Here is a 25,773-nt window from a genome sequence, read left to right on the forward strand (position 1 = left end):
GGTGAAGGGCGCGCAGAAACCTTAGGCATCATCAAGATGCCGGGCCTCCGCTTCCAGCATGATCGGAATGCCATCACGGATAGGGTAGGCAAGGCGTGCTTTCTGACTCACCAGTTCCTGCTGGTCGGCATTATATTCCAGCGGCCCCCGGCTGACCGGACAGACGAGAATTTCAAGCAGTTTAGGGTCAATTTCAGAACTGGACTTTTCCATGCTTCAGACGCTCCCGTTACATATCGGCTCTGATGCTGAAACAATTAGCCGAAACATGGTGGAAACCCAAATAGTTATCTCGGCGCAATCATGATATTGTCCAGAACGAATGCTAACTTTCAGAGTAAGAGAATGAACGCTATTTTTGCAGAACTGAACAGACGCGGCGTCCTGCGCACAGGTTCTGCCTATATTGTGCTCAGCTGGTTAATGCTTCAGGTTTCGGGCATTCTTGTGCCCGCGATGGAATTACCACCTGTTGTTCTAACGGTCACAGGCTGGTTTCTCTTCTTCTGCTTCCCGTTTGTCGTGCTTGCGTCATGGCTGGTTGATGTGACGCCTGAAGGGATTGTGCTGACAAAAACATTGGAGAAGCGGGAAGAGCAACATACGCAGCAGACGGAAGTTGCGCGCTCCGTTATCGACGTTTTGCCCACAAGTGCAGGACCTGAATTCATGTCATCTGCAAATTTAGCAGGGCAGAAATCTGTTGCTGTTCTGCCATTCAGGGATGTTAGTCCGCAGAACGATCAGGCGCACCTGTCAGAGGGGGTCGCAGAAGAAGTGCGCAACCTTCTTTCCACAGCAACTGATCTGCGTGTGGTTGGTCGTTCTTCCTCCAAAGCCTTTCAGGACAAATACAGGGAGCCGCGCGAGATTGGCCAGCTTCTGCATGTGCAATATGTGCTGACGGGCGAAATCAGCCGTGTCGCGGACACATTGTCGGTCAGGGCACAGCTAATAAATGTAACGAGTGGCTTTCAGCTCTGGGCCAAACCTTATGAGCGCAATCTGAAAGATATCTTCGATATTCAGGAAGATATTGCTGCGATCATCGCAAGAGAACTTGGTGTGTCCCTGGATAGGGGGCAGGCAGAAGATACATCGCAGCGCCTGACTGAAAATGAAGGCGCTTACGCATTATATATGCGCGCTCATACACTTATTCAGCATCATATTACCACGGGGCTTGAGGAGGCGATTGGCCTGTTGGAGCAGGCACTCAGGATTGATGACAAATTCGCACGTGCATGGGCCGCTCTGGCAGGGGCGCATGTTGCCTCAAGTGTACATCTAAATCGACGGTTGTCCGAAGCTCAGGCAGCGGCAGAGCGGTGTTGCCGCCAGGCGATTGCCTGTGATCCGCATTATGCTGCGCCACATGCAGTACTTGGGCGCGTATTCATGCAACACCGGGCCTATACTGCCATGCAGATGTCTTTTGATACCGCCCTTTCTCTGGACCCGGACGATACAACCACCCTGCACCATGCGGGGATGGCAATGATCAATGTGGGGCGTATTCAGGAAGCAGCGCAGCACTGCCAGCGCCTGCACGATATCGATCCCATGATGCCATTTGCTCTGAGTGGTATGGCAATTTGCCGTCTGTTGAGCGGAGACCTGGTGGCAGCAGAAGAGTATGCCACCCGTGTTGCGGCGCTTGGCTTCGGGCCAGCCCTCCTTACCTTGGCTGATATCGCTTGGTTGCAGCAGGATCTTGAGAAAGCAGCTCGGCTGCAGGATCAGGCGATGAGTGCCGGTCTGGTGCATGAATTCACGCAAGAGCAGATTAAAATCCTGTCACGGAGCATTTATTTCGATGACCGGAAAGAGGAGGCGCTGGAGATTGTCGCTGAATATGTGCGGGACCCAGCACCTGAAACGGAGGGTTTTGCACCAGTGATGCTGTTGCGCCTTGGTCGTATTGAAGAAGCATTTGACATTTTTGCCCGAAACAAATTCGCCTTTGACAGTTATTTCCTTGCGGCCCTTTGGTCGCCTTCAGGTGCGCAGGCGCGGCGGCATCCGGCCTTCCGGGATTTTGTCAAACGTATTGGCCTTGTTGATTACTGGCAGCAATATGGCTGGGCGCATCATTGCCAGCCGATTTCCGACACTGATTTTGAGGTGGCCTGAATGATAAAAAACGATCCCACTCCACAAGTTTCGGCGGCAACATCCGCTGATCCGGTACTCTCTCTCAGGTTACAGTTTCTGCTGGGGCAGGCAGATGCCCTGGGCCAGCAAATTCAGTTTGCTGACATGAAAGCGGTCGCCCTGTTTGCTCTGATTGGCGTGATTGCTGCCAATGCCATTCTGAATATCGAGTCTGTTGACTATGCGGGGGCCTTGGTCGCGTTGATCCAGATCAAGGCTGTCATCATGGCGATCTGTCTGTTTGTGGTCCTGCCGCGCCTTGCCAGCAAGGAAGACAGTAAGAAGATGGTTTTGCAGGACAGGTTTTCGTGGCCAGCTCTCACCAGTGAAACATATGGGCCGGAAGAACACGCGGCCTATATGCGGACCAGTGAAGTGTCTGAACTGATTATTTCAGTCGCCCGCAGCAACGTCATTGTGGCGCGCATATTGCGGCGTAAATTTTCGCTGTTGCGCTGGGCATTCCTACTGGCAATGGTGGATGTGCCGGTCACAATCATCCTCTATCTGGCAGCTTGATTATTATTGCAGCCGACCGGGTTTTTTATCCGGGTCAGACATGTCTGCGTGGCTTTCCGCCACTGATATTTCCATGAGGGAGACCAACGCACGGGCACGGTCTTCGATGCTTCCGGCTTCAAGAATAGCCTGTTGTTCGTCTGGCTCAAACGGGCAGCTCATGGCAATGGAGTTGACAATCGAGTCGACGGACGCGTCCTTGATCGCATCCCAGTCAGCTTTCAGGCCAGCTTCGTTGAGGTATGAAAGTAATACATCAAGCAATCTGCTTCTGATGTCAGAGTCCTGATCTGCATCGACTTCCTGCTGCCAGAGGTCCATGGTGTAGGGCGTCCAGTCCAGCCGTGCCTGCCGGAATGCTGTATCTGGATCGAGTTCATCCTTTATCAGAAACCTCGATATACCTGTCAGGGTAATGAGATACCTGCCGTCATCTGTTTCCATGAATGACGTAATACGGCCAGCACAGCCTATAGTATATAAATCAGAAGGGTCGCTGTCCTTTTTCGGGCGGACCATGCCAATAAGCCGCCCTGCGGCCAGAGCGTGGTCAGCCATCATCAGGTAGCGTGGCTCAAAAATATTCAATGGCAAGCGGCCGCGCGGCAGCAACAAGGCATTGCGCAAGGGGAAAATCGGTAGAGTCTCCGGCTGTTGCCGTCCGTACCCCCCTCGTTCTGTATCACTTGCCATTCTGCCTCCAGTATGTTCGGTACAACCTGTCAGGAAAAAAGTATCGAAGACAAGCGGCGACGCGCGTCTTTGGTAACAGGGTGCTTTGCGCCAAGCGCTTCAAAAAGGGTGACCAGTTTTGTGCGCGCGGCTTCTTCATTCCAGCTGCGGTCCCGGGCGACAATTGCCAGTAATGTATCTGCTGCCTGCTCGACATGACCATTACCGATCAGCGCTTCCGCATAGGCGTACTGAGCGTCCATATCTTCAGGTGCGTTTTCAGCGGCCGCCTGCGCGCTGGAAAGGTCTGCGCCGTTTGCGCCGGTCTCGGCGAGGTCAATCATGGCGTGCACGCTCGATACGCTTGCGAGCGAGCGTAGTTTTTCCGGTATCAGTTCCAGCATCTGTCTTGCTTCTGCCAGGTTGCCGCCCGCCACATGACAATGCGCCAGACCCGCCAGTGCCCGGGCTTTCTCTTCGTTTTCTTCGCTCAGGGTCTGAGCAAGCTGGCCGTATAGCTGTGCTGCGGCAGGCAGGTTATTTTCAGCGAGTGCAGCATCTGCTGCATCAAGTATTTCTTCCGTCGTGGGTTCATTCCCGGCGCCGCCCGCGCTCAGGCCTGCCTGTTCCGCAATCTGTAGCGCACGCTCGAGAAACTGTTTGATCTGGCTTTCCGGCAGGGCACCAGCAAACCCGTCTACCGGCTGTCCGGCGATGAAAAGCATGACTGTTGGCACAGACTGAATGCGCAATTGCTGGGCAAGCATCTGGTTCTGGTCAATATCGACCTTGACCATAAGGACTTTGCCTTTGAGGTCATTGACGGCTTTTTCCAGCAATGGGCCCAGTGTCTTGCAGGGGCCGCACCAGGGAGCCCAGAAGTCTACGATCACAGGCACTTCGCGTGAGGCGTTCATCACATCCTCGGCGAAGGTTTCGATGCTTGAATCTCTGATATAGGCGCTTTGTTGCGCAGTCCCTGCTGGTGCAGCGGTGCCCAGAATATCTGTCATGGTTTATCTCCTGAAGACAGCTACATGGCGTTGCCAGTGCGATAGTTCAAGTTTTCTCTGGCGCGGCACATCATACTCCCGGATTGGCAAGATGCATAATTGCAGGGTCGTGACCGCAAGCATGGATGAACACTTGCAGGTTCTTGAATGATATAGCCGTGGAGGCAGTATTTTCCAGTGGATGGAACCACGCCTGCTCGCAATCGGCGAATCTTTCATCAAGTATAACATGGCTGATGCGTTGCTGCCGGTCATTGATTAGTGCGAAAGGTGTCACCGCGCCGGGTATCACGCCAAGAATTTCTGTCATCAGGTCAGGCTTGCCAAACGAAAGGCGCTGCTTTGCGCCAATAGCCTTGCCAAGCGCCTTCAGGTCTACCTGCGTCTCTGCCACAGCCACCACCAGGCTTAGTGTTCCGGCTTTATCCTTGAGGAAAAGGTTCTTGGAATGGCAGCCGGGCATATTTTTCTTGATCGACTGGCTTTCCTCTACCGTAAAAACGGCATCATGATCCTGCGTTTCATAGGCAAGACCGAGCTCGTCGAGAAAGCTGAACAGATCCTGCCGTGTGGCCGGTTGCGGTACTGCCATATAGATGTCTCCCTGGGGCTCTCATAATATCATGTGACTATGGCATAATTTTCCACTTGCACTTCTGCAAGTGATGCGCTTTATAGCGGTTCTGCCTTCACGGCGTGAGCGGGCGTAGCTCAGGGGTAGAGCATCACCTTGCCAAGGTGAGGGTCGTGCGTTCGAATCGCATCGCCCGCTCCAGTGACGGTATTTCCCCTGTATATATTTTGAATATATCGAGACAAACTCAGGTCTGCACCGGCGGATAGCCATAGATGTCAAAATCGTCTTTGTATGCCTTGATGAGCTTTGAGGTGGTTCTGCCGTTGTAATAGCGGCGCAGTTTGTCATCTGCGTTCGTGGCATGGGGATTGAAGACTTGTGAGTGTTTGCCCAGTTGCGGGGTCGTGCGCTCAATCACCTGCTGCCAGTCAGCAGCAAAAGTCTCAAACCGCCCAATGAAATGGAAATCAAGTAATCCATGCAACAGCATCTGGTTTTGCGGGCGCCAGTGTTTATCCTGTTTGAGGGCAGGTGTCTCGAGCACAAAACTCAAAAACTCCTCATACGACATATCAATGGATGACCCCGGCATAACTCCGAGGGCGCGACTTATACTGCCGGCTAGTTTCTCGGGGCGTTGGATTTTGTCGATATAGGCGGACAATGTGCGCGTATAAGGGTTGCGAACAAAAGAAAACCGGAAAAAACGATCAGAGAAAAGGACTTCATGCAGAAGGTCCGTATCCAGCTGATACGGCTTGACTGTAGGCATATTGTAGAATGCCAGATGCGGATCCTCGATCCTGAGCGCGAAATCTTCAAGTTCGAGATGCATCATCGCGAACTTGATCGAGCTGCAACCAACTTTCGGCGTCTCCAGATAGACAAACTCATGCTTCAGGGAGATATGACAGTTGAAATTGAACTCCCGCCACGACATATATGTCGAGATGCGTTGCTTGAGTTCTGGTAAATCGATTTTTTTAACCATTGATGTACACTGCTGCCCATCCCTTTATGGCTTGATTTTTGTGCATTTTCAGCAAGGGCTGCTCTGTGTTGAAAATCAGCCAAGCACATTTCAATAATTATTGGTGCCAGCTGGGTCAAGTCTATTTTCTATATGGTTTTCGCCCATAGATGCTTCTATGCCTGATTATGCTTGTGCGCTGACAGAGGTGCATATCAGACAAAAATATCAATCTGCGTAATTACCATAAAGGATATACTTCAATGGTGGTGGGAGATGGTGAGCTGATGTTTGATATAAATCATGAAGGCCGTGGCTGGAGTAATGGCAAAATGAGCGGCCTCTGGGATGATGAGCATGCCGCGAGCGACCCAAGAAGTCGCTATCGCGGCAAGGAAGACCAGTAAGTTCTATACTCAAGTGGTTACTCTTCTCACTGATCTTCAGCTTCCAGCGTTGGGATGCGCGAGCCACGGGATTTGTATTCTTCCCAGTTGCCGGTGATCCAGTAGCGGTCATTTAGGAACCAGTCCTGCATTTCTGCTCCCACACTGTCTATTGTGAACAGGGCCTGCTCTTCGGGGCTTTCGGCAAACGCGGCCAGATCAGCGAAATCCTGGTCATCCAGTTCAATCGTGTAGCCGAGCTCGATGTTCTGTAATTGAGTCATCGCCGCTGCGCCGCGCCACATGCGTGCGGTGAAAGTAAGCGGATTGATGCTTTCCGGCTGGCGACTGGCAGAAAGAGCGGGCGCTGCAGTGCCACCAACGCCGTTGACCTGATGGCAGATAACGCACCCTTTGACTGTGAAGAGGATCCGCCCACGCCGTGCGTTCACTTCCGGCACCTCTACAGTGATTGCTGAGGGTGGCTGGGCAAGTGCGGCGGTTGTGTCATCAACTTCAACAATCTCTTCCGGGATAACCGCGATCACTTCCTCTGCAACCGGGTCAACTTCTTCCGGTGCGTTGTTGCCACAGGCCGTGACCATGGCGGCCGTTAGAGCGAGGGCGGTGGATAAGCGGAAAGACATCATGGAAATTACTCTTGGTTGCTGAAATTTCTATACATCGTGCTACCGCAATTACCAAGGCCTCTCAGCGCTCTGACAGATTGACCTCAAGGCGGCTGATCGCGTGCACAAAATTTGACGGCGCAATTTCCATGTCGCCCGTGCAGGTGATCCCGGGAAAGCGCGCCAGAATTTGTGCAAAAGCAGCTTCCAGCTGCATGTTGGCAACGCGCTGACCAAGGCAGACATGTGGCCCTAGGCCAAAGGCGATATGATCCCGGGCATTATTGCGCGTAATATCGAACTGATCCGGATTGGTAAAAACAGCCGGGTCGCGATTGGCCGCGGCGTAATACATCAGCACCTTCTCTCCCTCGGCGATTTTCTGACCATTGATTTCAGTATCTCTGGTTGCCGTGCGACGCATATAGATAACAGGAGACACCATACGAATAGATTCGTGCACGAACCCTGGCAGCAAGGACGGTGTTGTCACCAGCTTGTCTCTCTGATCCGGGAAAGCGTTGAGCAGGCGCATTGCCCCTGAGATGGAGTTACGCGTTGTGTCATTCCCGGCAAAGACGATCAATAACCAGGAACCGTCCAGAAACTCGTCAGGTAAGGGTGCGCCATCAATTTCCGCATTCGCGATGGCGGAAAGAAGGTCATCGCGCGGGTCTGCCCGGCGCGCTTGAAGCATGGACTGTCCGTAATCGAACATCTCCTGTACGTTGGTCAGGAATTCAAACATGAAGGCCGGGTCCATGTCGCCCACAGCATCGCGGGTAAGTGCATCCTGTGCCTGCTCGAGATAATGCATCCAGCGCACAAGTTTTGGCCTGTCCATTTCAGGGATGCCGAGAATTTCGCTCAGCGTAAAGAGGGGGAGTTCAGCTGAAAAATTCTCTACAAGGTCAAGGGTAGGGCCCTTCGCGGCCATGGCATCCAGTAAACTTGAAACCTGTGCGTCTACCTTGCGGCGCAGTTCAGCCACATAGTTGGCCGTGAAGAATGGCATGTGCTCACGGCGCAACTGCAGATGAACCGGTGCGTCCAGACAAATCATGTTGTCGAAGGAGGCCCGGTTCAGCAGGGGGTGCCGCGTCTCCTGGGGGCCATAATTCATGTTGATCCCGCCGCGCTGGGAGGAGAAGGTCTGCGTGTCGAGCTCAACCTTGCGAATATCTTCATATCGGGTCAGTGCCCAGAAACCTGAGAATTCATCCTCCGTGCACCAGCATACGGGGGCATTTTCACGCATGGCTGCATAGGCGGCATAAGGCTGCCCCTCGGTATAGACCATGTAGTCCGAAAGCTGCACAGGCGGCACATAATCATAGTGGCGCGCGAAGGCCGGGTCTTTTGGCGGCGTATCTTCCTGCGCTGTTGTGCTGACGAGATCAAGCATGTGGCGGGCATCCTGTGGCTGAAGTCTCGAAGAATCTAGGCTGTATGGCAGGAAGGGAAAAGCCCGGGCAGCAGATTTCAATATGAAAAATGCTGCCCCGCTGGCGTGCCCTCACCAGCGGGGCTGACAGGACACAGTAGGGGGAGAGTTACTGTGCATCCACCTGCCGCGTTTACTTTATAGCACTTTTGTGACCATGAACAGTCGTGCAAAATGACTAATATGCCTTTCGGGCGAGGCTTTTTATCCATGCAGAGAGCGACAGCGCCGAGCTTTACATATGTGCCACCCCACCCGCCCTGGTTCAGTGTCCTTCATGCTGACAGCCATGTACTGGTGCTGGACAAGCCTTCAGGTTTGTTGAGTGTGCCGGGCAAGGCTCCCGAGCACAAAGATTGTCTGGAGACCCGTGTCCAAGCTTGGTTCCCGGAGGCGCGAACGGTGCATCGGCTGGATATGGACACATCCGGCGTTTGCGTGATGGGCCTGACGGCCGATGCCCATCGGAATCTTTCCATGCAGTTCCAGCGACGAAAGACGGCAAAGACCTATCTCGCGCGAGTGCAAGGCAGATTACCCGCGCCGGAAGGTGAGATAGACCTGCCCCTCCTCTGTGACTGGCCCAACAGGCCGCGTCAGATGGTTGACCATGCAAATGGCCGCGCAGCACTGACGCGCTGGCAGGTGCTGGCAGAAGAAGCGGAGACAAGCCGGGTGCTGCTCTTCCCGGTGACAGGCCGCTCGCATCAGTTGCGTGTGCACATGCAGTCGCAAGGTTGCCCGATCCTGGGAGACCGGTTCTATGCGCCGCCATCTGTCGAGAAGGCAGCATCAAGATTGCAGCTACACGCCCATCAACTGACTTTTCACCACCCGGCGGATGGGGGGCGTGTCACATTTACCTCACCCGTGCCGTTTTAGGCAGGGTGGTCAGGCCAGAGTTCTTGAGCAGGTGCTGGCGGAGGCTGCTTCTTTCAAAACGTCCAGATAGGAGCGTTTTTGTGGAATGCGCGCGCTATGGCCTTTTTCTACCAGCAGGCGGTGCGCTGCAGGCAGGCGATAGCAGGGCAGATGCATGAACGCATGATGTTCTGAATGATAATTCACCCAGTAGGGCGCGATGAAAAACCGTTCCCACCAGCTTGCATGGGTGGTGCGGGCGTGGGCCAGTGGGTCTTCGCTGTCAGGCACGCAGGCATGTTCGGCAATGTTGCGAATACGGGTGATGAGCTGCAGCCAGGTTGCCATGGCGACAAGCCATATTGCCGGGTAGATCCACCAGACACCGGCGAGGGCTAAAACGCCAAAGATCACAAGATTGACAATGGCATGATCGCGGAAGGCGCGCTTGGAGGAGAGGACTTCGGCCTGCTTCGCTGCTGCGCCCTTGTCATTGCCTGACGCTGTTTTCAGCGCCTTGAAGCCGCCAAGGCGCTGACGAAGGAATGTCTGCCCAGTCAGGTCGCGGATGATTTTGCGCTTCAAGCTGTCACGGGAGGCAGGGAACGGTGCTGCCAGCACCAGATCCGGGTCTTCAGGCTGCTGCACATATTGATGATGTTTGAGATGATAGGCGCGGTATTGCGCGAGGCTGGCGCCGATAGGGGCTGCGCCCAGCCAGTGGCCGAGAAAGTCGTTAATCTTTCGGTTGGGATGCAGGGCGCCGTGGGCAGCTTCATGCATGAGGATGGAAACACCCAGCTGCCGGCTGCCAGTGATCATCACCGACAGCAAGAAGGTCAGCGGATTGGGAAACAGAGCGAAGAGCGCGAAGGCTGCAATGATCCAGCCCCAGGCATGTGCGACAAGAACAAGTCCGCGCCAGTTATCACGGCGCGATAGCTTAGCCCACTCGGCGTCGGTAAAAACATCCTTCGGTCGTATGCGATTTGCTGCTGCCATTATTTTCCTTGCAGGTAATCATACCACATCTGAACTTTTCAGCGCCAGCATGATGTGCAGTCAGGCAAAATGCATATGTTGGCTCAGGATGGTCCGATCGCTCTGTAAATCTCGGTGCGGACTTCCTCTTCCGGCTTGGTTGTCGGGTCATCAACATAGATTTCCCAGACAGGCATGGCGCCGGGAATGCCGTTTTCTTCCATATGATTCCACAAGGCCTGATGGCTCTGGTTCATCGTGGCATAGGAGCCAATATGGGTGGTTGTCATCACTTCACCGGCGGGCATGGTAGCGGCCTTGATGTTTCCCTCAGCACGGGCTGCATCTTCCTCGCTCACGAAGAGGGCCGTGCGGAAAGTCATTTTGTCACCCGCTGGCATGTCCATATAAATGGCCATCGGCATGGCAAGTCGCGCCATATTATTTTCTTCCGTAAACATATAAACTTCCCCGAAACCGGAGCCCATGGCTTCCGCAATCTCGTTGCCCGCATAGGATGCCTCACGTTCCACATAAACATAATGCTGCTCCGGCAGGGTTTTGCGTTCAAATGTCATGTTTTCCTCCTTATTGTTGCGTCAATACTGCCACATAAACGGACAAAAGACAGGGGCAATAATTTATCCCGGCCTCAGGCGTTTTCGCGCAGAATCTCACCGGCAAGATACAGCGAGCCGCAGATTAACAACCGTGGCGCTCCTTCCCCGGAGCGAAAAGCGATATCCAGGGCAGCGGCCATGGCCTGTGAGACAGAGGCCGCAGCTGTTGCGGGCAGCCCTGCTTTTTGCGCTTTGGCGGCGAGCAAGTCAGCGTCTGTTGCGGCAGCGTGTTCCGCCTGCACCGTAAAGACGGTAGAGACAAGGTCGGTAAAGCAGGTGAAGTACCCTTCGGCATCTTTATTGTTCTGCATACCGCATATCATGATAAGCGGGCGTGGCTGGCGCTCTTCAAGATCGGCCATGGCTCTTGCAAGTGCCCGGCCCGCATGGGGGTTGTGGCCGCCATCAAGCCAGATTTCAACATCCTCGTGGGCGCGCTCATAAGCAGCATCAACCAGCGGGCCATTGGTCAGGCGTTGCAGCCTTGCGGGCCAGAAAACATTTTCCAGGCCTTCGGAAATTTTTTCGTCATCAGGTGCAAGGCCCGCAGCCCTCAGAGCTGCAATGGCAAGGCCTGCATTTTCTATCTGGTGGTTGCCATATAGTCTTGGCAGGGATAAATCGGACAAGCTATTCTCGTCCTGAAAGATAAAGCGTCCCTGTTCCACAAAGGCGTGCCATTCCTCGCTGGCGCTATGGGTCTCTGCACCCAGCAACAGGGCACGATTCAAAATGGCGTCATGCGCTTCATTGCGCTGTGGCCCGATAATCACCGGGCGCCCTTTCTTGATGATGCCTGCCTTTTCTTCGGCGATGCCCGCCAGGGTGTCGCCCAGATATTCCTGATGATCATAACCGATAGGCGTGATCACGCTGGCCAGTGGTTCTTCAATCACATTGGTCGCATCCAGTCGCCCGCCAAGGCCGACTTCCAGCAGCAATACATCCGCGCGCGTTTCGGCAAAGGCGAGAAAGGCCGCACAGGTCACGGCTTCAAAATATGTCAGTTCCAGATCACCCGCCGCCGCCTCACACTTGCCGAGGACCCGGGCAAGTTCGCTGTCGCTGATCTCTTCCCCGGCGAGCACAATGCGCTCATTGAAGCGTACAAGATCCGGAGAGGTGTAGACATGGACTTTCAATCCGGCGGCGGTGAGAATTGCCCGCATGAAGGCGATGGTCGAGCCTTTGCCGTTGGTGCCGGCAACATGCAGGGTCGGCGGCAGGCGTAAATGGGGGTTGCCCAGTCGCTCCAGCGCTTTCAGGATTCGGGTGAGGCCAAGATCAATCTTGCGCGGGCGTGTTTCTGCAAGGCGCGCCAGCAGGACGCGGACATCAGCCGCCGCTACATCACCCGGATCTGCGGCCATGAATTATTCCGCGGCTTTGTCGAGTGCGTCTTTGTCGCTCACCTCGGCGCCAGTTTCAGCAGCCTCCCCGTCGGGTGCGGTCATCACCGGCAGGGGCGTAACATTATCCGGCATTTCGGCAGCTTTCACGCCATGGCGCATGAACACGCGCAACAGGCCAGAGAGTGTTTTCTTCATCTCTGCGCGCGGCACGACCATATCGACCATGCCCTTTTCGTTGAGATACTCGGCGCGCTGGAAGCCTTCCGGAAGTTTCTCGCGAATGGTCTGTTCAATGACGCGCGGCCCGGCGAAACCGATCAGCGCCCCTGGCTCTGCCAGATGTACGTCGCCCAGCATGGCGTAAGAGGCGGTGACCCCGCCCGTAGTCGGGTGCGTGAGCACGACGATATATGGCAGGCCTGCTTCCTTCACCATCTGCACTGCGATGGTTGTGCGCGGCATCTGCATCAGGGAGAGAATGCCTTCCTGCATCCGCGCTCCGCCGGACGCAGTGAAGATAACCAGTGGTGCTTTACGAAATACGGCTTCCTGTGCTGCTTTCAGAATCCCGTCGCCCAGTCCCATGCCCATGGAGCCACCCATAAACGCAAAATTCTGGACAGCAATAACGGTATCAACGCCGTCAATCTTGCCCGCGCCGATGGTCAGCGCATCTTTCTCGCCGGTTTTGCGACGATATTCCTTGAGCCGGTCCGTATATTTCTTTTCATCACGGAACTTCAGCGGGTCAGCGACCACGTCGGGCAGCTCAATCTTGTCCCAGTTGCCGTCATCAAACAGGCCGCAGAGGCGCTGTGTGGCATTGATCGCCATGTGATGATTACAGGCCGGGCAGACATGCTGGGCCGCTTCGAGATCTTTATGGAAGACCATCTCGCCGCAGGACGCGCATTTGGTCCACAGCTTGTTGTCATTGCCATCATCGAGCTGGCGCAGCATCTTCTTGATCCCCGGCGGTGTGATATTCGACAGCCAGTTCATAGCAGAAGCTCCTTTATATCCTCTTAGTGGTGGCAGCAGGCGGAAAAGTCATGTCTCGCGCCGCCAAAATTCTGTTCAATCTCTTGCAGTATGCACAGCCTGCGCCAGAAGGCGGGCCTTTTCCCTGACAGTTGAAACGACATTATCAGGGTTTTCCGGGCTATTATCCAGTGTTTTTGCTAATGCTTCGATAAGTGCTGACCCGACAACGACGGCATCTGCTGTGCGGGCAACATCCCGCGCTTTCTCAGGGGTTTTGACGCCAAATCCCACAGCCACGGGCAGGCCAGACGCAGTTTTCAGTCTGTTGACCGCCTCGGAGACGCTGGACGAGCCGCCGCTGGCCCCGCCGGTGATGCCCGCCACGGACACATAATAGACAAAACCTGACGTATTTTTAATCACATGTGGCAGGCGGGCGTCATCCGTGGTGGGGGTCGCTAGGCGGATGAAATCGATACCCGCCGCCTGAGCAGGCAGGCACAATTCTTCGTCTTCTTCCGGTGGCAGGTCGACGATTATCAGGCCATCTACGCCGGCTTGTGTCGCTGCCGTAAGAAATGGCGCTACGCCCATCGCGTAGACCGGATTATAATAGCCCATCAGGATGATCGGTGTGTCCTGATCTTCTTCCCGGAAGGCAACAACCATATCGAGCGTGCGTTGCAGCGTTTGGCCCGCAGCCAGTGCCCGCTGTCCGGCGACCTGAATGGTAGCGCCATCGGCCATCGGGTCAGTGAAACAGACGCCCAGTTCAATCAGGTCTGCCCCGGCTCCGGGTAATTCTTTCAGCAGCTTGAGAGATGTCTGATAGTCCGGGTCCCCCGCCATCAGGAAGGGAATGAAAGCAGCACGGTTCTCGGCTTTCAGCTGTGCAAAACGGGTGGCGATACGACTCATCGGGCGGTGATAGGCGAGCAGACAGTCAAGCGCAATGGCCGCGTGCGTGGAGGGCGTGAGATGAAAAATCTCGAAAAAAACTTATGGGCCCCCCTTTGCCATGACCTATTATCCGTCGCAGACCTTTTCCAGAGAGGGTAAGGCAGATCAGCATCTGTGCGTAATCTCACGGCGTGTAATAAGTCGGGGAGCCGGGGCCGACTGGAAGGCCAAGGCCGAAAGTCCAGAGTACGAAGAAAGCAGACCATATCAGGATGAAGAACATGGAATAGGGGAGCATCATGGCAATCAATGTGCCAACACCAAGGTTTTTATCGTACCGTGTTGCCCAGGCAAGGATAAGGCCGAAATAGCTCATCATTGGTGTAATGATGTTCGTGCTGGAGTCACCAATACGATAGGCAGCCTGAATGGTTTCCGGTGAATAGCCAATAAGCATCAGCATGGGCACGAAAATGGGGGCAGTGACCGCCCACTGGGCAGAAGCCGAGCCAAGCGAGAGATTGATGATAGCGCACATGAGGATGAAAAAGAAAAAGACGGCAGGGCCGGTCATGCCCGTATCCTGCAGGAACTGCGCGCCGGTCACCGCACTGATTGCACCGAGATTGGTCCACCCGAAAAAGGCTACAAACTGTGCCGCAAAAAATACCAGCACGATATAAAGCCCGAGAGAGGCGAGCGCGGCAGACATGGCGTCGATCACATCACGGTCGGTTTTCATCGTCCCGACCACACGTCCATAGGCATAGCCAGTAACAATGAAGAAAATCAGTATCCAGACAACAAAACCACGGAAGAAAGGAGAATTGATCCGGTCCCCGGTGTCGGGGTTTCGTAAAATGCCCCATTCCGGCAGCAGTGTGATCGCCATCAGGGCGAGGACACCCAGCAGGGCAATACCGGCCCAGAGCAGGCCTTTTTTCTCTTCGCCCGTCAGTTGCTCCATCATGCGCTTGTCGAGAATGTCAGGGTCAGCGCGGGAGGTGTCATACGTGCCGAGTTTCGGTTCAACGATGAAGATTGTCACCAGTGAGCCGACCAGCGTGATCAGGAAGGTGGAGGCGACCATGAAATACCAGTTTGCCGTGGCCACCACCACATATCCCGGATCTATCAGGCGGGCAGCTTCTTGCGTGATCCCGGCGAGCAGCGGGTCAATGGTGCCGATCAGCAGGTTGGCGCTGTAGCCGCCCGAAACACCTGCAAAGGCTGCGGCCATGCCCGCGAGCGGGTGGCGGCCAAGGGCATAGAAGATTGCCCCTGCAAGCGGGATGAGCACAACATACCCAACTTCGGACGCGGTGTTGGAGACAATCCCGGCAAAGACGATCGCGACTGTGACCACATGGCGCGGCGCAGACAGCACCATTGCCCTCACAGCAGCGGACAGCAGGCCAGAGCGTTCAGCCACACCGACGCCAAGCATGGCAACGAGCACGACGCCGAGCGGGGCAAAGCCGGTAAAGTTCGTCGTCAGACTGGTAAATATGCGTCGTACACCATCACCGTTCAAAAGACTGACGGCGCGGATCATGCCATCATCGGCAACGCCTGCTGCCCCTGCCGGGCGCGGGTCGACGACCGCAAGGCCGAGCCAGCCAAACAGACCGGACAGGAGGACAATGCCTACGGCGAGAATGGCGAAAAGAGTGACCGGATGGGGCAGGAGATTGCCGAGCCATTCAACGGTATCAAGAAAACGGGTGAAACTGTTGCGCTTTGGCGCCTGCGCCTTTGCATCGGATGGGGCTTTGGCTGGAGCTTTGGTCATGGTGCAGGGGTCCCCCGTGAAAATCAGTCTCTATACGGCTGCGCCCAATGCGTCAGCGACGGTGAAGATGTCCTTGTCACCGCGCCCGCACATGTTCAGGAGCAAAATCTGATCGTTGCGCATCTCGCGGGCCTTGTCGATGGCACGGGCAAGGGCGTGCGATGGCTCCAGCGCCGGAATGATACCTTCCTGCGCGCAGCATATCTGAAACGCGGCCAGTGCTTCTTCATCGGTGGCCGAGAGATAGGAAACGCGGCCGGTCTCATGCAGCCAGGAATGTTCAGGGCCGATGCCGGGATAGTCGAGACCGGCGGAGATTGAATGAGCGTCGGCAATCTGTCCGTGATCATCCTGCAGGAGGTAAGTGCGGTTGCCATGCAGGACGCCAGGCTTGCCACCTGTCAGCGAGGCGGCGTGTTTGTCTGTCGTGACCCCATGGCCAGCTGCTTCAACGCCAATCATCTCGACCTCGCGGTCATCCAGGAAGGGATGGAACAGGCCAATGGCGTTGGAGCCGCCGCCGATGCAGGCCATAATAACATCCGGCAGGCGGCCTTCTGCTTCGTGCATCTGTTCTTTGGCTTCATGGCCGATCACGGACTGAAAATCACGAACAAGGGCAGGATACGGGTGCGGGCCGGCGGCTGTGCCGATAATATAAAATGTGTCCGCCACATTGGTGACCCAGTCACGCAAGGCATCGTTCATGGCGTCTTTCAGGGTGCCGGTGCCGGAGGTAACGGGAATGATTTCCGCGCCCAACAGTTTCATGCGGAAAACATTCGGCTTCTGTCGCTCAACATCTGTCGCGCCCATATAGACCACACAGGGCAGGCCAAAGCGGGCACAGACCGTGGCGGTGGCAACGCCGTGCTGGCCCGCGCCAGTCTCGGCAATGATCCGGGTCTTGCCCATGCGTCGGGCCAGCAGGATCTGGCCGACGCAATTGTTGATCTTGTGTGCACCTGTGTGATTCAGTTCATCGCGCTTGAAGTAGATTTTTGCGCCATGGCCAGTCGCAGCCTGCTGGCGCACAAACTCTGTCAGCCGTTCTGCGAAATAAAGCGGTGAAGGACGCCCGACATAATGCTTGAGATAGTAATCCATCTCAGACGCGAATGCGCTGTCGGCCTTTGCAGCCTCATATTCTTTCTCCAGATCAAGAATGAGCGGCATGAGTGTTTCCGCCACGAAGCGCCCACCGAAAATGCCGAAACGCCCTTCCGGGTCAGGACCAGTCCTATATGAGTTCTGCTGCAATTCAGCCATGTGTTTCTGCTTTCGGTTGGGGTGCCGCAAACGCGGCTTTTGCATGTGATGTAAAGGCGCGGATCAATCCGGCATCTTTTTCGCCGCGTCTGGATTCAACGCCGGAGGAAACATCAACGCCGGCAAAACCCGGCAAATGTTTTACGGCCAGAATTGCCTCTGCAATGTTTTCAGGGGTGAGTCCGCCCGCAAGTAACCATGGCAGGTCACCGCTGATTTCTGTGAGGATCGACCAGTCAAAAGCACTGCCATTGCCGCCGGGCAATGTGGCTACGGCTGTTTTGGCAGTATCAAAGAGAAGAAAATCAGCTGCGGCCGCAAAGTCTCGGCTGGCCGATATATCCCGGTTGTGTGACACACCAATCGCCTTGATGACCGGTTTTCCGGTTTGTGTTCTCAAAGTATCCACCCGCTCAGGCGTTTCCTGGCCATGCAGTTGCAGGTGTGTCAGTGGGAGCTGCCGCAGGGTTTCCGTGAGCATCCCGTCAGACGGATGGACAAAAAGGCCGACAGTTGCGGCGCGGCCACGTGCTGCCAGCGCAACAGGCGCGGCTTGTTCTGCATCAAGATGGCGCGGGCTTTTGGGAAAGAAAACAAGACCGATCATGTCAGCGCCAGCGTCAATCGCAACATCCACCAGATGCGCGTCTTTCAGGCCACAAATCTTTATATGAAAACTCATGACACCGGGCTAGCGCAGTGACGGCGCAGGCGCAAACCAATGCTGCATATTCTAAAGTTTAATGCTGGACCGCCGGAAGCTGATCTTCATCAACCGGCGTGGCAACAGGGGCTTTGGCCTGCGCTTTCGCCGTTGCATCAATCTCACGCTTCAGGCGCTTGATTTCCTGTTTGCGTTCTGAAGCTTTCTTGCGCGTATTCTTGCCGGAGAGCCACATGCCAACACCACCAAAAACATAGCCTACAAAGAGAGTCATCACCAAGGCAGCCCACAGCGGCAAAGGGCCAAAAGCAAAGGCAGGATCTTCTGTGGATAAAGGATCAAGGCTGATCATCACGGGCTCTCGATTGGCCACAAGGAAGACGAGAAAGATCAGGCCAAACAGCAACAAAAATGTCGAAAACAGGAATTTACTCATATACAACATTTAAGATGCTTTGCTGATTGTTTCCAAGGGGGAATCTTGCGGTAACTCAATCCTGATCGATCGGTGTTACATCATCGAATTTCCGGTTCAGGCGTTCACGCATTTCCTTGCCGGCCTTGAAAAAGGGTGTCCACTTTTCTTCAATGGCCACAGCTTCGCCAGTGCGTGGATTGCGTCCAATACGGGCCTCGCGGTGTTTGACAGAGAAAGCACCAAAACCGCGCAATTCCACCCGGTCACCATTTGCCAGCGAGTCAGAGATTTCATTCAATACGGTGTTAACAATCCGCTCTATGTCGCGGGTAAACAGATGAGGATTTTCGTCGGCGAGTTTCTGGACCAGTTCTGATTTGATCATGATAGGGGGCTGTCGTATCTGGGTCCACACCACTTTGGGAGGGGCTGTTTAAACATTTCCTCAGTGCAACGATAGGCTTGCAACATCTTGATTTATTTCGCTTTTTAAGTCACCAGACCCTGCCAAAAGGACTCTCGGGCGTCAACGGTAAAACTGTGCTAACAGTAAAAATTCTCAGAGGCCAGCCTCGCAAACCGGGCAAGACGCCCCACATCAGGAACTATGACTGACACACAAGAACAAACCGCTTCATTCGGGTTTCAGGATGTCCCCGCCACAGAAAAAGAAGGCATGGTGCGTGCCGTCTTTGATTCTGTTGCCGACAATTATGACCTGATGAATGATCTCATGTCTGCTGGCATTCATCGGGTATGGAAATCCCTGTTGCTTGACAGATTGAACCCGCAACCAGGTCAGCACCTGCTGGATGTGGCTGGTGGTACAGGTGATATTGCATTGGGTTTCCTGAAGCGCGCCGGGGAGCGACCAGAACGGGGGCGCATCCCCGCTTCGGCAACGGTCTGTGACATCAATCACGCGATGCTGAAGGCTGGCAGGACACGTGATGAAGCGCAGGACGCCAAAGGTCAGATCACGCGCAGCTGTGGTGATGCGCAGAACCTGCCTTTTCCGGATCGCAGTTTTGATGCCTATACGATTGGGTTTGGCATTCGCAATGTTACAGATATGGATCAGGCGCTAACCGAAGCATACCGGGTTTTAAGGCCGGGTGGTCATTTCTTCTGCCTGGAATTTTCTCACCCGATTACGGATGGCTTCCAGAAAGTTTATGACAGCTACTCGTTTAATGTCATTCCTTGGCTGGGTGAAAAAGTGGCCAATGACCGTGAGAGTTACCAGTATCTCGTGGAAAGCATCCGTCGCTTTCCATCTCAGGAAGCGTTTGCGGACAAGATTAGACGGGCCGGTTTTTCGCGGGTTGGATACGAAAATTTAAGCGGTGGTATCGCAGCCTTGCATACTGGCTGGCGATTATAGGAACGCCGATGTTTACAACGATCATAGACCTCTTCCGGTTGACGCGTGCAGCGCTCATCCTTGCCCGCTATGATGCGTTGTTACCAAAGGAATATGCGCATCTGTTGCCACTGCCATTACGGTTTCTGGGGACTCTTTCCCGGCTTGGCGCGCGCGACAGGCAGTTGCGTCCGGGACAGCGTCTTGCAAGGGCGTTGGGAGGGCAGGGGCCTGCTTACGTCAAATTTGGGCAATTGCTTGGCACACGGCCGGACATGATCGGCTTTGAGGTGGCAAATGATCTCGGTGAATTGCAAGACAGGATGCCGCCATTCTCGCGTGACCTTGCCAAGGCAGAGGTTGCGTCGTCTCTCGGTAAGCCTGTGGAAGAGCTGTTTGCTGATTTCTCGGAGCCGATAGCGGCAGCATCTATCGCTCAAGTGCATAAGGCGACCCTGCACACAGGAGAGACAATCGCCATCAAGGTTTTGCGCCCGAAAATCGAGCGCAAGGCTGCACTGGAATTTCGGGCCTTTCTGCTTGGCGCAAAGCTGGCAGAATTTTTCTCAAGATCGGCTCGGCGTATGGAGCCTGTGAAATTTATTCACACTCTCTCAGAGGCGGCTGAGATTGAACTGGATCTCCGGATGGAGGCTGGCGCTGCGTCAGAGCTAAAGGAGAACTTGAGCGATAATCCTGAGATTTATGTGCCTGAGATCATCTGGGAATACTCTTCCCGCCGCATATTAGCGGTGGAGTGGGTCGAGGGGCTGTCGGTCATGAACTTTGCCGGTCTGGATGCGGCAGGTATTGATCGCCGTGAGTTGGCCGTCACTATCATGCGGACCTTCCTCAAGCAGGCACTGGAAGATGGTTTTTTCCATGCGGATATGCATCAGGGTAATATGATGGTCGATGATCAAAAACGCCTGGTGCTGATCGATTTTGGAATCATGGGTCGGCTTGATGAAGATGCCCGGCGCACATATGCGGAGATTATCTTCGGGTTTATCCAGCGTGATTATTACATGGCCGCCAAAGCACATTTTGATGCTGGCTATGTGCCCGCTCAGTATTCTGTGGAGGCCTTTGCCACAGCATTGCGGGCTGTGGGGGAACCGATTTTTGGACGGGACTCTGACTCTGTTGATATGTCCCGCGTCCTGCAGCAGTTGTTTGATGTGACAGAAGTTTTCGACATGCATCTTCGGCCCGAGTTGGTCATGTTGCAGAGGACCATGGTCGTCGTGGAAGGTGTTGCACGTGCACTTGATCCGCATATCAACATGTGGGAGGCGGCTGACCCGGTTGTACGGGGGTATATCACAGGTCGCCTTGGTCCCAAGGCATTGGCGAAGCAGGCGCGTCGCGGTGCCAGAGCTGCATTCCGTCTGGCGGAGAAATTTCCTGAATTTGCTGCCGTAGCTGAATCCATCATAGACAATGCCGGCGATGATGGCGGGATCAAGCTCTCCAAGGAAACGGTTGATGATCTGGCTTATGCTTTGAAGAAAGGTACCAGAAAAACAGCCTGATTTCTCTGGCCGGTGGTAATTGGTTATTTCTGTGCAGGCTTCAGGAATATGTCTTCTACAGGTAATCCGAATACATCTGAAATCTTGTAAGCAAGAGAGATGCTTGGGTCGAATTTCTCTTTTTCAACGGCGATGATCGTTTGACGCGTCACATCTACGCGCTCTGCAAGGTCAGCTTGCGTCAGGTTATGTTCTGCGCGCAGGATTTTGAGCCGGTTTTTCATTTAACGGTTCATCACCGCAAGGCGGCCTAACTGCAGCATCCAGGTCAGGCCAAAAAGAGCGACAAATATCCAGGCCGAGAAAGGGCCGGTTTTAAGGATTAACTCAACCCAGCCTGCGGCAAAAACAGCTATCGCGGTAATGCACCCGGCGGTGGCAGTGGCTTTCAGGTTATTGAGTGCACCCAGTTCGTCAGGGGAGCGCGAAACAAACCTGCCAGCCACGTAGAGCCATACTGCGACGGGCAGGACCGGTAGAATGGCAATAGACAGTTGCATCAGAAATGGCCAGTTTTCGAAGGTCGGCTGGTCAATAATACGGGGAACAACAATCGCGACCAGAACGGCGTAAATCATCCATAAGAATACATGCCCGCGTATCCAGCGGCGTGTTGCGATTTTGAGGCTTTGCTTTTCCATACGGCCCTCCCGATACAAAATGTATATAAAACTTTACATCCAATAAGTATATAAAACTATACATTATGTCAAGTTATGCATTCTATTTTATGCAGTGCTTTCATGGGCCACTGGTTTCGGCTAACAAAATCAGCCGATATGATCTAAGGCAAAGAAATGACCACAAAATCTGTACTCTTGATCATTGCTGGCGGTATTGCCGCTTACAAATCACTAGAGCTTATCCGTGAACTTTCGAAGCGTGGTATCCGAACACAAGCAATCCTGACGCGCGCAGGAGCAGAGTTTATCACACCTCTTTCAGTTGGCAGCCTCACCGGGGGTAAATGTTATACAGACCTTTTTGACCTCACGGATGAAGCGGAAATGGGACATATCGAATTGTCCCGCGCTGCGGACCTGGTTGTTGTCGCGCCTGCAACGGCTGATTTGTTGTCTAAACCAGCCAATGGTGTGGCCGGTGATCTGGCCTCGACAGCTTTGCTGGCGACAGACAAGCCAGTCCTTTATGCACCGGCAATGAATGTGCGCATGTGGACGCACCCCGGCGTGCAGCGCAATGTAGACATTTTGAGAAAAGATGGCGCACTTTTCGTCGGGCCCGATGAGGGTGATATGGCTTGCGGCGAATACGGACCAGGCCGGATGGCAGAGCCAGTAGAGATTGCGAATGCTGTCGAGGCGCACTTTGCGGCTATGTCAGATGGTCGCCTGACGGGCCGCCACGTAGTGGTAACGGCTGGTCCGACCCATGAGCCACTTGATCCGGTGCGGTATATCGCCAACCGCTCTTCGGGTAAGCAGGGTTATGCCATTGCAGCGGCTCTTGCCCGCCTTGGCGCACGCGTCACGCTTGTATCCGGGCCAACTGATCTCTCTGCACCGCCTGGAGTAGATATAATCCGGGTGCAAACAGCCCGTGAAATGATGGACAGAACAATGGGCGCCCTGCCAGCAGAGGTTGCCATTTGTTGCGCCGCTGTTGCGGACTATCGCCCGGAAATAGAGACAAACCATAAGATCAAAAAGGAGCGCGGTGGTCTTTCTTCCATACCGCTGACGGAAAATCCGGACATCTTGCGCAGTATTTCATCGCTTGATGTGGGCAGACCAGAACTGGTCATTGGCTTTGCGGCGGAGACAGATGATATTTTGTGTAATGCTGATGCAAAGCGCAAACGCAAGGGCTGTGACTGGATCGTCGCAAACGATGTGTCAACTGGAACGGGAACCATGGGCGGAGAAAATAATTCAGTCACTATTCTCAGCGAGGCCGGAGAGGAAAGTTGGGAAAATATGCCCAAGGCCCGCGTCGCTGACAGGCTGGCCGGATACATTGCTGATGAACTGGTCAAGCGCGCGTGCTGAGTATGGCGTTTCAACTTTAAGTGTTGCCCGGCAGAAGCATAAGCTGCTAGCGTTCGCGCTTGATAAGCTTGTGGTTGCGACCTTGCAAATCTGGCGATTGAAGATTGAGTAATAGTATTTAAGAGAGTTCCGATATGGTACTTTATGCGCTGAAGCGGCTGCTCTCGGCTATTCCCACTCTTTTTATAATTATTGCGGTCGCATTTTTCATGATGCGTCTGGCACCAGGTGGCCCCTTCACGTCAGAGCGAAATGTGCCCCCGGCTATAGAAGCCAATCTCAACGCCAAATATAATCTAGATGATCCCCTGCCAGTGCAGTTTTTCAAATATCTGGGCAATGTGTTGCAGGGGGATTTCGGCCCCTCTTTCGTGAACCGGGATTTTACCGTAACCGAGCTCGTGTTGCAGGGGTTGCCCGTAAGCATCACCATTGGTCTTTCGGCTTTAATGCTGGCGATATCAGTCGGGTCCATATTGGGTGTGATTGCAGCCCTGCGGCAAAACAAAGCGACAGACTATACTGTGATGACGGTGGCTATGGCCGGCATCACCATACCAAATTTTGTGACCGCGCCAGTGATGACGCTTATATTTGCTGTCTGGAATGACTGGCTGCCAACCTCTGGCTGGATCGGTTGGAGTGGAATCGAGCAGCAGGGCCTGGACGCTTTTTTTCGTTCGCTCATTTTGCCGGTGATTACTCTGGCGTTACCGCAAATTGCGATCATATCCCGTCTTATGCGTGGTTCAATGATTGAAGTCCTGCGTTCCAATTTTATCCGGACAGCCCGGGCCAAAGGCCTGTCGCCAGGTAAGATTGTCACCCGGCATGCGCTGCGTGCAGCTGCACTGCCCTTGATCAGCTATCTCGGGCCAGCAACGGCAGCTCTCTTGTCCGGGTCGCTGGTGATTGAGAAAATCTTCACATTGCCGGGCATCGGCCAGTATTTTGTCACTGGCGCCCTTAATCGCGACTATACTCTGGTGATGGGGGTTGTGATTATTTATGCGACCCTGATTGTGGTTCTGAACCTGCTGGCAGATCTGGTTTTGGCGGCGCTTGACCCCAAGGTGAGGTTGACCTGATGAATCAGATCTCCCGTCATGCCGACAAGCATCCTAACGTCCAGTCGATGCAAGCTGCGCAGGCTGTTAAAGGCCGCTCGCTCTGGGATGACGCGCGCGCGCGCCTTTTTGCCAATAAGGCAGCCGTTGCCTCCATGGTCATCCTGTTTCTGATTGTCATGGCAGCGATAGTCTGGCCGGCAGTCAGTCCGGTAAAATACAACGATATTAACTATTCAGCTTACAGTGTGCCCCCTTCCGCAGAGTACTGGATGGGGACGGATACGAACGGGCGCGATATTTTGGTGCGGACCATGATGGGTGCCAGGGTCAGCCTTGCCGTAGGGTTGATTGCCACGATGGTTTCACTTGTGATCGGGGTCTTATGGGGGGCAACTGCAGGGTTCTTCGGTGGCACCGTAGATAACGTCATGATGCGGATTGTCGATATTCTTTATTCGTTGCCGTTTATCTTTTTTGTGATCATCCTGACAGTGATTTTCGGTACTTCCCTGTGGATCATGTTTATCGCAATCGGGGCTATTGAATGGTTGACCATGGCGCGTATTGTGCGCGGGCAAACGCTCTCCCTGAAGGAGAAAGAATTCGTCGAGGCTGCAAGGGCGATTGGTGTGACGCCAATGACTATTGTGCGCAGGCATATCGTGCCGAATCTGATTGGCCCGGTTGTTATTTACGTCACCCTGACAATTCCTTACGCCATTCTGGCTGAGAGTTTTCTCAGCTTCCTTGGTTTGGGCGTGCAGGAGCCTTTGACCAGCTGGGGAGTCCTGATTGCAGACGGTGCAAACGGCGTAGAGGCGGCCCCATGGGCACTGCTTTTTCCTGCAGGCGTGATGGCGCTGACACTATTCTGCTTTAACTTTATCGGTGATGGCTTGCGAGATGCATTGGATCCGAAGGATCGTTAAGCTCAAATTGTTGTGATCTATTGTTTACTCTACTCTACACGGCGTACGCGTATGGTTCGGCCCATGGGTTCAATTTCCATCAGAAAACTATCTAACGCTCCTCTGCGGACAGTTGCTTGATAAGTAACTTCATCACGGAATTTTCTTAAGCTGTATCTATCGGTCTCGGTCTGTTCCCATATCTGACCATTAGCCAGTTCTATCCTGTAGGCTCGTAACTTGTAACCTGCTGGATCTTTAGCGCGGAACTTGACGTCTACGATCTCTGAGGAAACTTCATTTACCTCCCTGATAGGTGGTGCCCTTCTTCCAAAGTCTTCCTCAGTATCTGGATTTTCACGGCTAAAGTTGAAACCAAAAAAACGTTTCTCTCTCTGTATGGGTGTTTCAATCGATTTTGCAGTGGGAGAATTAGTAAGATTATCACCGTCTAAATTTGGTTGTTTTGCTAATTCGTCAAAACATGCGAGCCGCTCGTCATCGTTACTTATCTGGATGCAGTCTGACATCGTTTTGGGGGCTTCTGCAGAATAAGAAGCTCCGAGAAGCAGAATTGAGCAGGAAGCCAGACTTGACAGGATAATACGCATCGAAAACCTCAAAATTTTCCACACTCTACAATGAACAAAATGAGCCCGTCAAACGGCATTTCGATCAGGATT

General features: G+C 54.0%; 28 protein-coding genes and 1 tRNA gene. 9 read left to right on the forward strand and 20 right to left on the reverse strand.

Annotated elements, in window-relative coordinates:
* Positions 1 to 21 precede the first annotated feature (21 nt).
* A complete protein-coding gene (locus tag RAL90_RS15165) occupies positions 22 to 213 on the reverse strand; it encodes a Trm112 family protein (protein WP_372340386.1) in 192 nt (63 codons plus the stop codon).
* 132 nt (positions 214 to 345) lie between these two features.
* On the opposite strand from RAL90_RS15165, the gene RAL90_RS15170 reads away from it, so the two are divergent.
* Together RAL90_RS15170 and RAL90_RS15175 are read left to right on the forward strand one after the other, a co-directional pair.
* Complete coding sequence (locus RAL90_RS15170) at positions 346 to 2,133, forward strand: hypothetical protein (RefSeq protein ID WP_306252138.1); 1,788 nt, start codon at positions 346 to 348, stop codon at positions 2,131 to 2,133.
* Positions 2,134 to 2,673 (forward strand): Pycsar system effector family protein, encoded by a 540-nt coding sequence (locus RAL90_RS15175; protein WP_306252140.1) that lies wholly within the window; start codon positions 2,134 to 2,136, stop codon positions 2,671 to 2,673.
* Between the two features lie 3 nt (positions 2,674 to 2,676).
* Here the strand turns inward: RAL90_RS15175 and RAL90_RS15180 are convergent, their stop codons facing one another.
* From RAL90_RS15180 to RAL90_RS15190, 3 genes are all read right to left on the reverse strand, one after another.
* A complete protein-coding gene (locus RAL90_RS15180; protein ID WP_306252142.1) occupies positions 2,677 to 3,366 on the reverse strand; it encodes an LON peptidase substrate-binding domain-containing protein in 690 nt (229 codons plus the stop codon).
* 29 nt (positions 3,367 to 3,395) lie between these two features.
* On the reverse strand, positions 3,396 to 4,358 hold the full coding sequence (trxA, locus tag RAL90_RS15185; protein WP_306252144.1) for a thioredoxin: 963 nt from the start codon (positions 4,356 to 4,358) through the stop codon (positions 3,396 to 3,398).
* Positions 4,359 to 4,428: 70 nt separating this feature from the next.
* On the reverse strand, positions 4,429 to 4,950 hold the full coding sequence (locus RAL90_RS15190; protein ID WP_306252147.1) for a prolyl-tRNA synthetase associated domain-containing protein: 522 nt from the start codon (positions 4,948 to 4,950) through the stop codon (positions 4,429 to 4,431).
* Between the two features lie 108 nt (positions 4,951 to 5,058).
* On the opposite strand from RAL90_RS15190, the gene RAL90_RS15195 reads away from it, so the two are divergent.
* A tRNA-Gly gene (locus RAL90_RS15195) sits at positions 5,059 to 5,133 on the forward strand.
* 46 nt (positions 5,134 to 5,179) lie between these two features.
* Here the strand turns inward: RAL90_RS15195 and RAL90_RS15200 are convergent.
* The 3 genes from RAL90_RS15200 to RAL90_RS15210 all read right to left on the reverse strand — a co-directional run bounded on the left by RAL90_RS15200 (position 5,180) and on the right by RAL90_RS15210 (position 8,325).
* A complete protein-coding gene (locus RAL90_RS15200; protein ID WP_306252149.1) occupies positions 5,180 to 5,926 on the reverse strand; it encodes a sulfotransferase family protein in 747 nt (248 codons plus the stop codon).
* 412 nt (positions 5,927 to 6,338) lie between these two features.
* Positions 6,339 to 6,941: a cytochrome c gene (locus RAL90_RS15205; protein ID WP_306252151.1), complete on the reverse strand. Its 603-nt coding sequence runs from the start codon at positions 6,939 to 6,941 to the stop codon at positions 6,339 to 6,341.
* A 61-nt stretch (positions 6,942 to 7,002) separates the two neighbouring features.
* Entirely contained in the window at positions 7,003 to 8,325 is a 1,323-nt protein-coding gene (locus RAL90_RS15210) for a cytochrome P450 (protein WP_306252152.1), read from the reverse strand.
* A gap of 249 nt (positions 8,326 to 8,574) precedes the next feature.
* Here RAL90_RS15210 and RAL90_RS15215 point away from each other — a divergent pair, with 249 nt between their 5' ends.
* Positions 8,575 to 9,246, forward strand: a complete 672-nt coding sequence (locus RAL90_RS15215; RefSeq protein ID WP_306252154.1) for a pseudouridine synthase — start codon at positions 8,575 to 8,577, stop codon at positions 9,244 to 9,246.
* Between the two features lie 9 nt (positions 9,247 to 9,255).
* On the opposite strand, the gene RAL90_RS15220 is transcribed toward RAL90_RS15215, so the two are convergent.
* The 10 genes from RAL90_RS15220 to RAL90_RS15265 form a co-directional block, all read right to left on the reverse strand.
* On the reverse strand, positions 9,256 to 10,227 hold the full coding sequence (locus RAL90_RS15220; RefSeq protein ID WP_306252156.1) for a fatty acid desaturase family protein: 972 nt from the start codon (positions 10,225 to 10,227) through the stop codon (positions 9,256 to 9,258).
* An 83-nt stretch (positions 10,228 to 10,310) separates the two neighbouring features.
* Positions 10,311 to 10,784 carry a GyrI-like domain-containing protein gene (locus tag RAL90_RS15225; RefSeq protein WP_306252158.1) on the reverse strand — a complete coding sequence of 158 codons (474 nt, stop codon included), beginning with the start codon at positions 10,782 to 10,784 and terminating at the stop codon, positions 10,311 to 10,313.
* A 74-nt stretch (positions 10,785 to 10,858) separates the two neighbouring features.
* Positions 10,859 to 12,196 carry a folylpolyglutamate synthase/dihydrofolate synthase family protein gene (locus tag RAL90_RS15230; protein WP_306252160.1) on the reverse strand — a complete coding sequence of 446 codons (1,338 nt, stop codon included), beginning with the start codon at positions 12,194 to 12,196 and terminating at the stop codon, positions 10,859 to 10,861.
* A gap of 3 nt (positions 12,197 to 12,199) precedes the next feature.
* Positions 12,200 to 13,180, reverse strand: coding sequence for an acetyl-CoA carboxylase, carboxyltransferase subunit beta (gene accD, locus RAL90_RS15235; RefSeq protein WP_306252162.1), 981 nt, complete (start codon positions 13,178 to 13,180; stop codon positions 12,200 to 12,202).
* 75 nt (positions 13,181 to 13,255) lie between these two features.
* A complete protein-coding gene (gene trpA / locus RAL90_RS15240; protein WP_306252164.1) occupies positions 13,256 to 14,080 on the reverse strand; it encodes a tryptophan synthase subunit alpha in 825 nt (274 codons plus the stop codon).
* A 166-nt stretch (positions 14,081 to 14,246) separates the two neighbouring features.
* Complete coding sequence (locus tag RAL90_RS15245) at positions 14,247 to 15,854, reverse strand: AbgT family transporter (RefSeq protein ID WP_306252166.1); 1,608 nt, start codon at positions 15,852 to 15,854, stop codon at positions 14,247 to 14,249.
* Between the two features lie 30 nt (positions 15,855 to 15,884).
* A complete protein-coding gene (trpB, locus tag RAL90_RS15250) occupies positions 15,885 to 17,123 on the reverse strand; it encodes a tryptophan synthase subunit beta (RefSeq protein WP_306252168.1) in 1,239 nt (412 codons plus the stop codon).
* Positions 17,116 to 17,805 (reverse strand): phosphoribosylanthranilate isomerase, encoded by a 690-nt coding sequence (locus RAL90_RS15255; RefSeq protein ID WP_306252170.1) that lies wholly within the window; start codon positions 17,803 to 17,805, stop codon positions 17,116 to 17,118. Before RAL90_RS15255 ends, trpB begins: the two co-directional genes overlap by 8 nt.
* A 58-nt stretch (positions 17,806 to 17,863) precedes the next feature.
* A complete protein-coding gene (locus tag RAL90_RS15260; protein WP_306252172.1) occupies positions 17,864 to 18,232 on the reverse strand; it encodes a LapA family protein in 369 nt (122 codons plus the stop codon).
* Positions 18,233 to 18,278: 46 nt separating this feature from the next.
* Positions 18,279 to 18,590 (reverse strand): integration host factor subunit beta, encoded by a 312-nt coding sequence (locus RAL90_RS15265; RefSeq protein ID WP_306252174.1) that lies wholly within the window; start codon positions 18,588 to 18,590, stop codon positions 18,279 to 18,281.
* 222 nt (positions 18,591 to 18,812) lie between these two features.
* Between RAL90_RS15265 and ubiE the strand changes: the two genes are divergently transcribed.
* Both ubiE and ubiB read left to right on the forward strand, forming a co-directional pair.
* Positions 18,813 to 19,589 carry a bifunctional demethylmenaquinone methyltransferase/2-methoxy-6-polyprenyl-1,4-benzoquinol methylase UbiE gene (gene ubiE, locus RAL90_RS15270; protein ID WP_306252176.1) on the forward strand — a complete coding sequence of 259 codons (777 nt, stop codon included), beginning with the start codon at positions 18,813 to 18,815 and terminating at the stop codon, positions 19,587 to 19,589.
* Between the two features lie 8 nt (positions 19,590 to 19,597).
* Entirely contained in the window at positions 19,598 to 21,103 is a 1,506-nt protein-coding gene (ubiB, locus tag RAL90_RS15275; RefSeq protein WP_306252177.1) for a 2-polyprenylphenol 6-hydroxylase, read from the forward strand.
* A gap of 23 nt (positions 21,104 to 21,126) precedes the next feature.
* On the opposite strand, the gene RAL90_RS15280 is transcribed toward ubiB, so the two are convergent.
* Positions 21,127 to 21,327, reverse strand: coding sequence for a helix-turn-helix transcriptional regulator (locus RAL90_RS15280; RefSeq protein ID WP_306252179.1), 201 nt, complete (start codon positions 21,325 to 21,327; stop codon positions 21,127 to 21,129).
* Positions 21,328 to 21,744 carry a hypothetical protein gene (locus RAL90_RS15285; protein WP_306252181.1) on the reverse strand — a complete coding sequence of 139 codons (417 nt, stop codon included), beginning with the start codon at positions 21,742 to 21,744 and terminating at the stop codon, positions 21,328 to 21,330. It lies immediately after the preceding gene.
* Between the two features lie 156 nt (positions 21,745 to 21,900).
* On the opposite strand from RAL90_RS15285, the gene coaBC reads away from it, so the two are divergent.
* The 3 genes from coaBC (at position 21,901) to RAL90_RS15300 (ending at position 25,111) form a co-directional block, all read left to right on the forward strand.
* The gene (gene coaBC / locus RAL90_RS15290) at positions 21,901 to 23,112 is read left to right on the forward strand and encodes a bifunctional phosphopantothenoylcysteine decarboxylase/phosphopantothenate--cysteine ligase CoaBC (RefSeq protein ID WP_306252183.1); all 1,212 of its coding nucleotides are present in this window, start codon (positions 21,901 to 21,903) and stop codon (positions 23,110 to 23,112) included.
* A gap of 134 nt (positions 23,113 to 23,246) precedes the next feature.
* Positions 23,247 to 24,200 carry an oligopeptide ABC transporter permease OppB gene (gene oppB / locus RAL90_RS15295; RefSeq protein ID WP_306252185.1) on the forward strand — a complete coding sequence of 318 codons (954 nt, stop codon included), beginning with the start codon at positions 23,247 to 23,249 and terminating at the stop codon, positions 24,198 to 24,200.
* Entirely contained in the window at positions 24,200 to 25,111 is a 912-nt protein-coding gene (locus RAL90_RS15300) for an ABC transporter permease (RefSeq protein ID WP_306252187.1), read from the forward strand. Before oppB ends, RAL90_RS15300 begins: the two co-directional genes overlap by 1 nt.
* A gap of 29 nt (positions 25,112 to 25,140) precedes the next feature.
* Here the strand turns inward: RAL90_RS15300 and RAL90_RS15305 are convergent, their stop codons facing one another.
* Positions 25,141 to 25,701, reverse strand: a complete 561-nt coding sequence (locus RAL90_RS15305) for a hypothetical protein (protein ID WP_306252188.1) — start codon at positions 25,699 to 25,701, stop codon at positions 25,141 to 25,143.
* Positions 25,702 to 25,773 lie beyond the last annotated feature (72 nt).

It is taken from the genome of Parvularcula sp. IMCC14364 (assembly GCF_030758415.1).
Lineage (GTDB): Bacteria > Pseudomonadota > Alphaproteobacteria > Caulobacterales > Parvularculaceae > Aquisalinus.

Bases quoted from the DNA above. Each gene is read 5' to 3' on its own strand.
- RAL90_RS15230 (WP_306252160.1), bottom strand. From the start codon at position 12,196: ATGGCCGCAGATCCGGGTGATGTAGCGGCGGCTGATGTCCGCGTCCTG.
- RAL90_RS15180 (WP_306252142.1), bottom strand. From the start codon at position 3,366: ATGGCAAGTGATACAGAACGAGGGGGGTACGGACGGCAACAGCCGGAG.
- RAL90_RS15190 (WP_306252147.1), bottom strand. From the start codon at position 4,950: ATGGCAGTACCGCAACCGGCCACACGGCAGGATCTGTTCAGCTTTCTC.
- RAL90_RS15200 (WP_306252149.1), bottom strand. From the start codon at position 5,926: ATGGTTAAAAAAATCGATTTACCAGAACTCAAGCAACGCATCTCGACA.
- RAL90_RS15255 (WP_306252170.1), bottom strand. From the start codon at position 17,805: ATGAGTTTTCATATAAAGATTTGTGGCCTGAAAGACGCGCATCTGGTG.
- RAL90_RS15215 (WP_306252154.1), top strand. From the start codon at position 8,575: ATGCAGAGAGCGACAGCGCCGAGCTTTACATATGTGCCACCCCACCCG.
- RAL90_RS15170 (WP_306252138.1), top strand. From the start codon at position 346: ATGAACGCTATTTTTGCAGAACTGAACAGACGCGGCGTCCTGCGCACA.
- accD (WP_306252162.1), bottom strand. From the start codon at position 13,180: ATGAACTGGCTGTCGAATATCACACCGCCGGGGATCAAGAAGATGCTG.
- trxA (WP_306252144.1), bottom strand. From the start codon at position 4,358: ATGACAGATATTCTGGGCACCGCTGCACCAGCAGGGACTGCGCAACAA.
- trpA (WP_306252164.1), bottom strand. From the start codon at position 14,080: ATGAGTCGTATCGCCACCCGTTTTGCACAGCTGAAAGCCGAGAACCGT.
- RAL90_RS15210 (WP_306252152.1), bottom strand. From the start codon at position 8,325: ATGCTTGATCTCGTCAGCACAACAGCGCAGGAAGATACGCCGCCAAAA.
- coaBC (WP_306252183.1), top strand. From the start codon at position 21,901: ATGACCACAAAATCTGTACTCTTGATCATTGCTGGCGGTATTGCCGCT.
- RAL90_RS15220 (WP_306252156.1), bottom strand. From the start codon at position 10,227: ATGGCAGCAGCAAATCGCATACGACCGAAGGATGTTTTTACCGACGCC.
- RAL90_RS15300 (WP_306252187.1), top strand. From the start codon at position 24,200: ATGAATCAGATCTCCCGTCATGCCGACAAGCATCCTAACGTCCAGTCG.
- RAL90_RS15260 (WP_306252172.1), bottom strand. From the start codon at position 18,232: ATGTTGTATATGAGTAAATTCCTGTTTTCGACATTTTTGTTGCTGTTT.
- RAL90_RS15285 (WP_306252181.1), bottom strand. From the start codon at position 21,744: ATGGAAAAGCAAAGCCTCAAAATCGCAACACGCCGCTGGATACGCGGG.
- ubiE (WP_306252176.1), top strand. From the start codon at position 18,813: ATGACTGACACACAAGAACAAACCGCTTCATTCGGGTTTCAGGATGTC.
- oppB (WP_306252185.1), top strand. From the start codon at position 23,247: ATGGTACTTTATGCGCTGAAGCGGCTGCTCTCGGCTATTCCCACTCTT.
- RAL90_RS15265 (WP_306252174.1), bottom strand. From the start codon at position 18,590: ATGATCAAATCAGAACTGGTCCAGAAACTCGCCGACGAAAATCCTCAT.
- RAL90_RS15225 (WP_306252158.1), bottom strand. From the start codon at position 10,784: ATGACATTTGAACGCAAAACCCTGCCGGAGCAGCATTATGTTTATGTG.
- ubiB (WP_306252177.1), top strand. From the start codon at position 19,598: ATGTTTACAACGATCATAGACCTCTTCCGGTTGACGCGTGCAGCGCTC.
- RAL90_RS15245 (WP_306252166.1), bottom strand. From the start codon at position 15,854: ATGACCAAAGCTCCAGCCAAAGCCCCATCCGATGCAAAGGCGCAGGCG.
- RAL90_RS15305 (WP_306252188.1), bottom strand. From the start codon at position 25,701: ATGCGTATTATCCTGTCAAGTCTGGCTTCCTGCTCAATTCTGCTTCTC.
- trpB (WP_306252168.1), bottom strand. From the start codon at position 17,123: ATGGCTGAATTGCAGCAGAACTCATATAGGACTGGTCCTGACCCGGAA.
- RAL90_RS15165 (WP_372340386.1), bottom strand. From the start codon at position 213: ATGGAAAAGTCCAGTTCTGAAATTGACCCTAAACTGCTTGAAATTCTC.
- RAL90_RS15205 (WP_306252151.1), bottom strand. From the start codon at position 6,941: ATGATGTCTTTCCGCTTATCCACCGCCCTCGCTCTAACGGCCGCCATG.
- RAL90_RS15280 (WP_306252179.1), bottom strand. From the start codon at position 21,327: ATGAAAAACCGGCTCAAAATCCTGCGCGCAGAACATAACCTGACGCAA.
- RAL90_RS15175 (WP_306252140.1), top strand. From the start codon at position 2,134: ATGATAAAAAACGATCCCACTCCACAAGTTTCGGCGGCAACATCCGCT.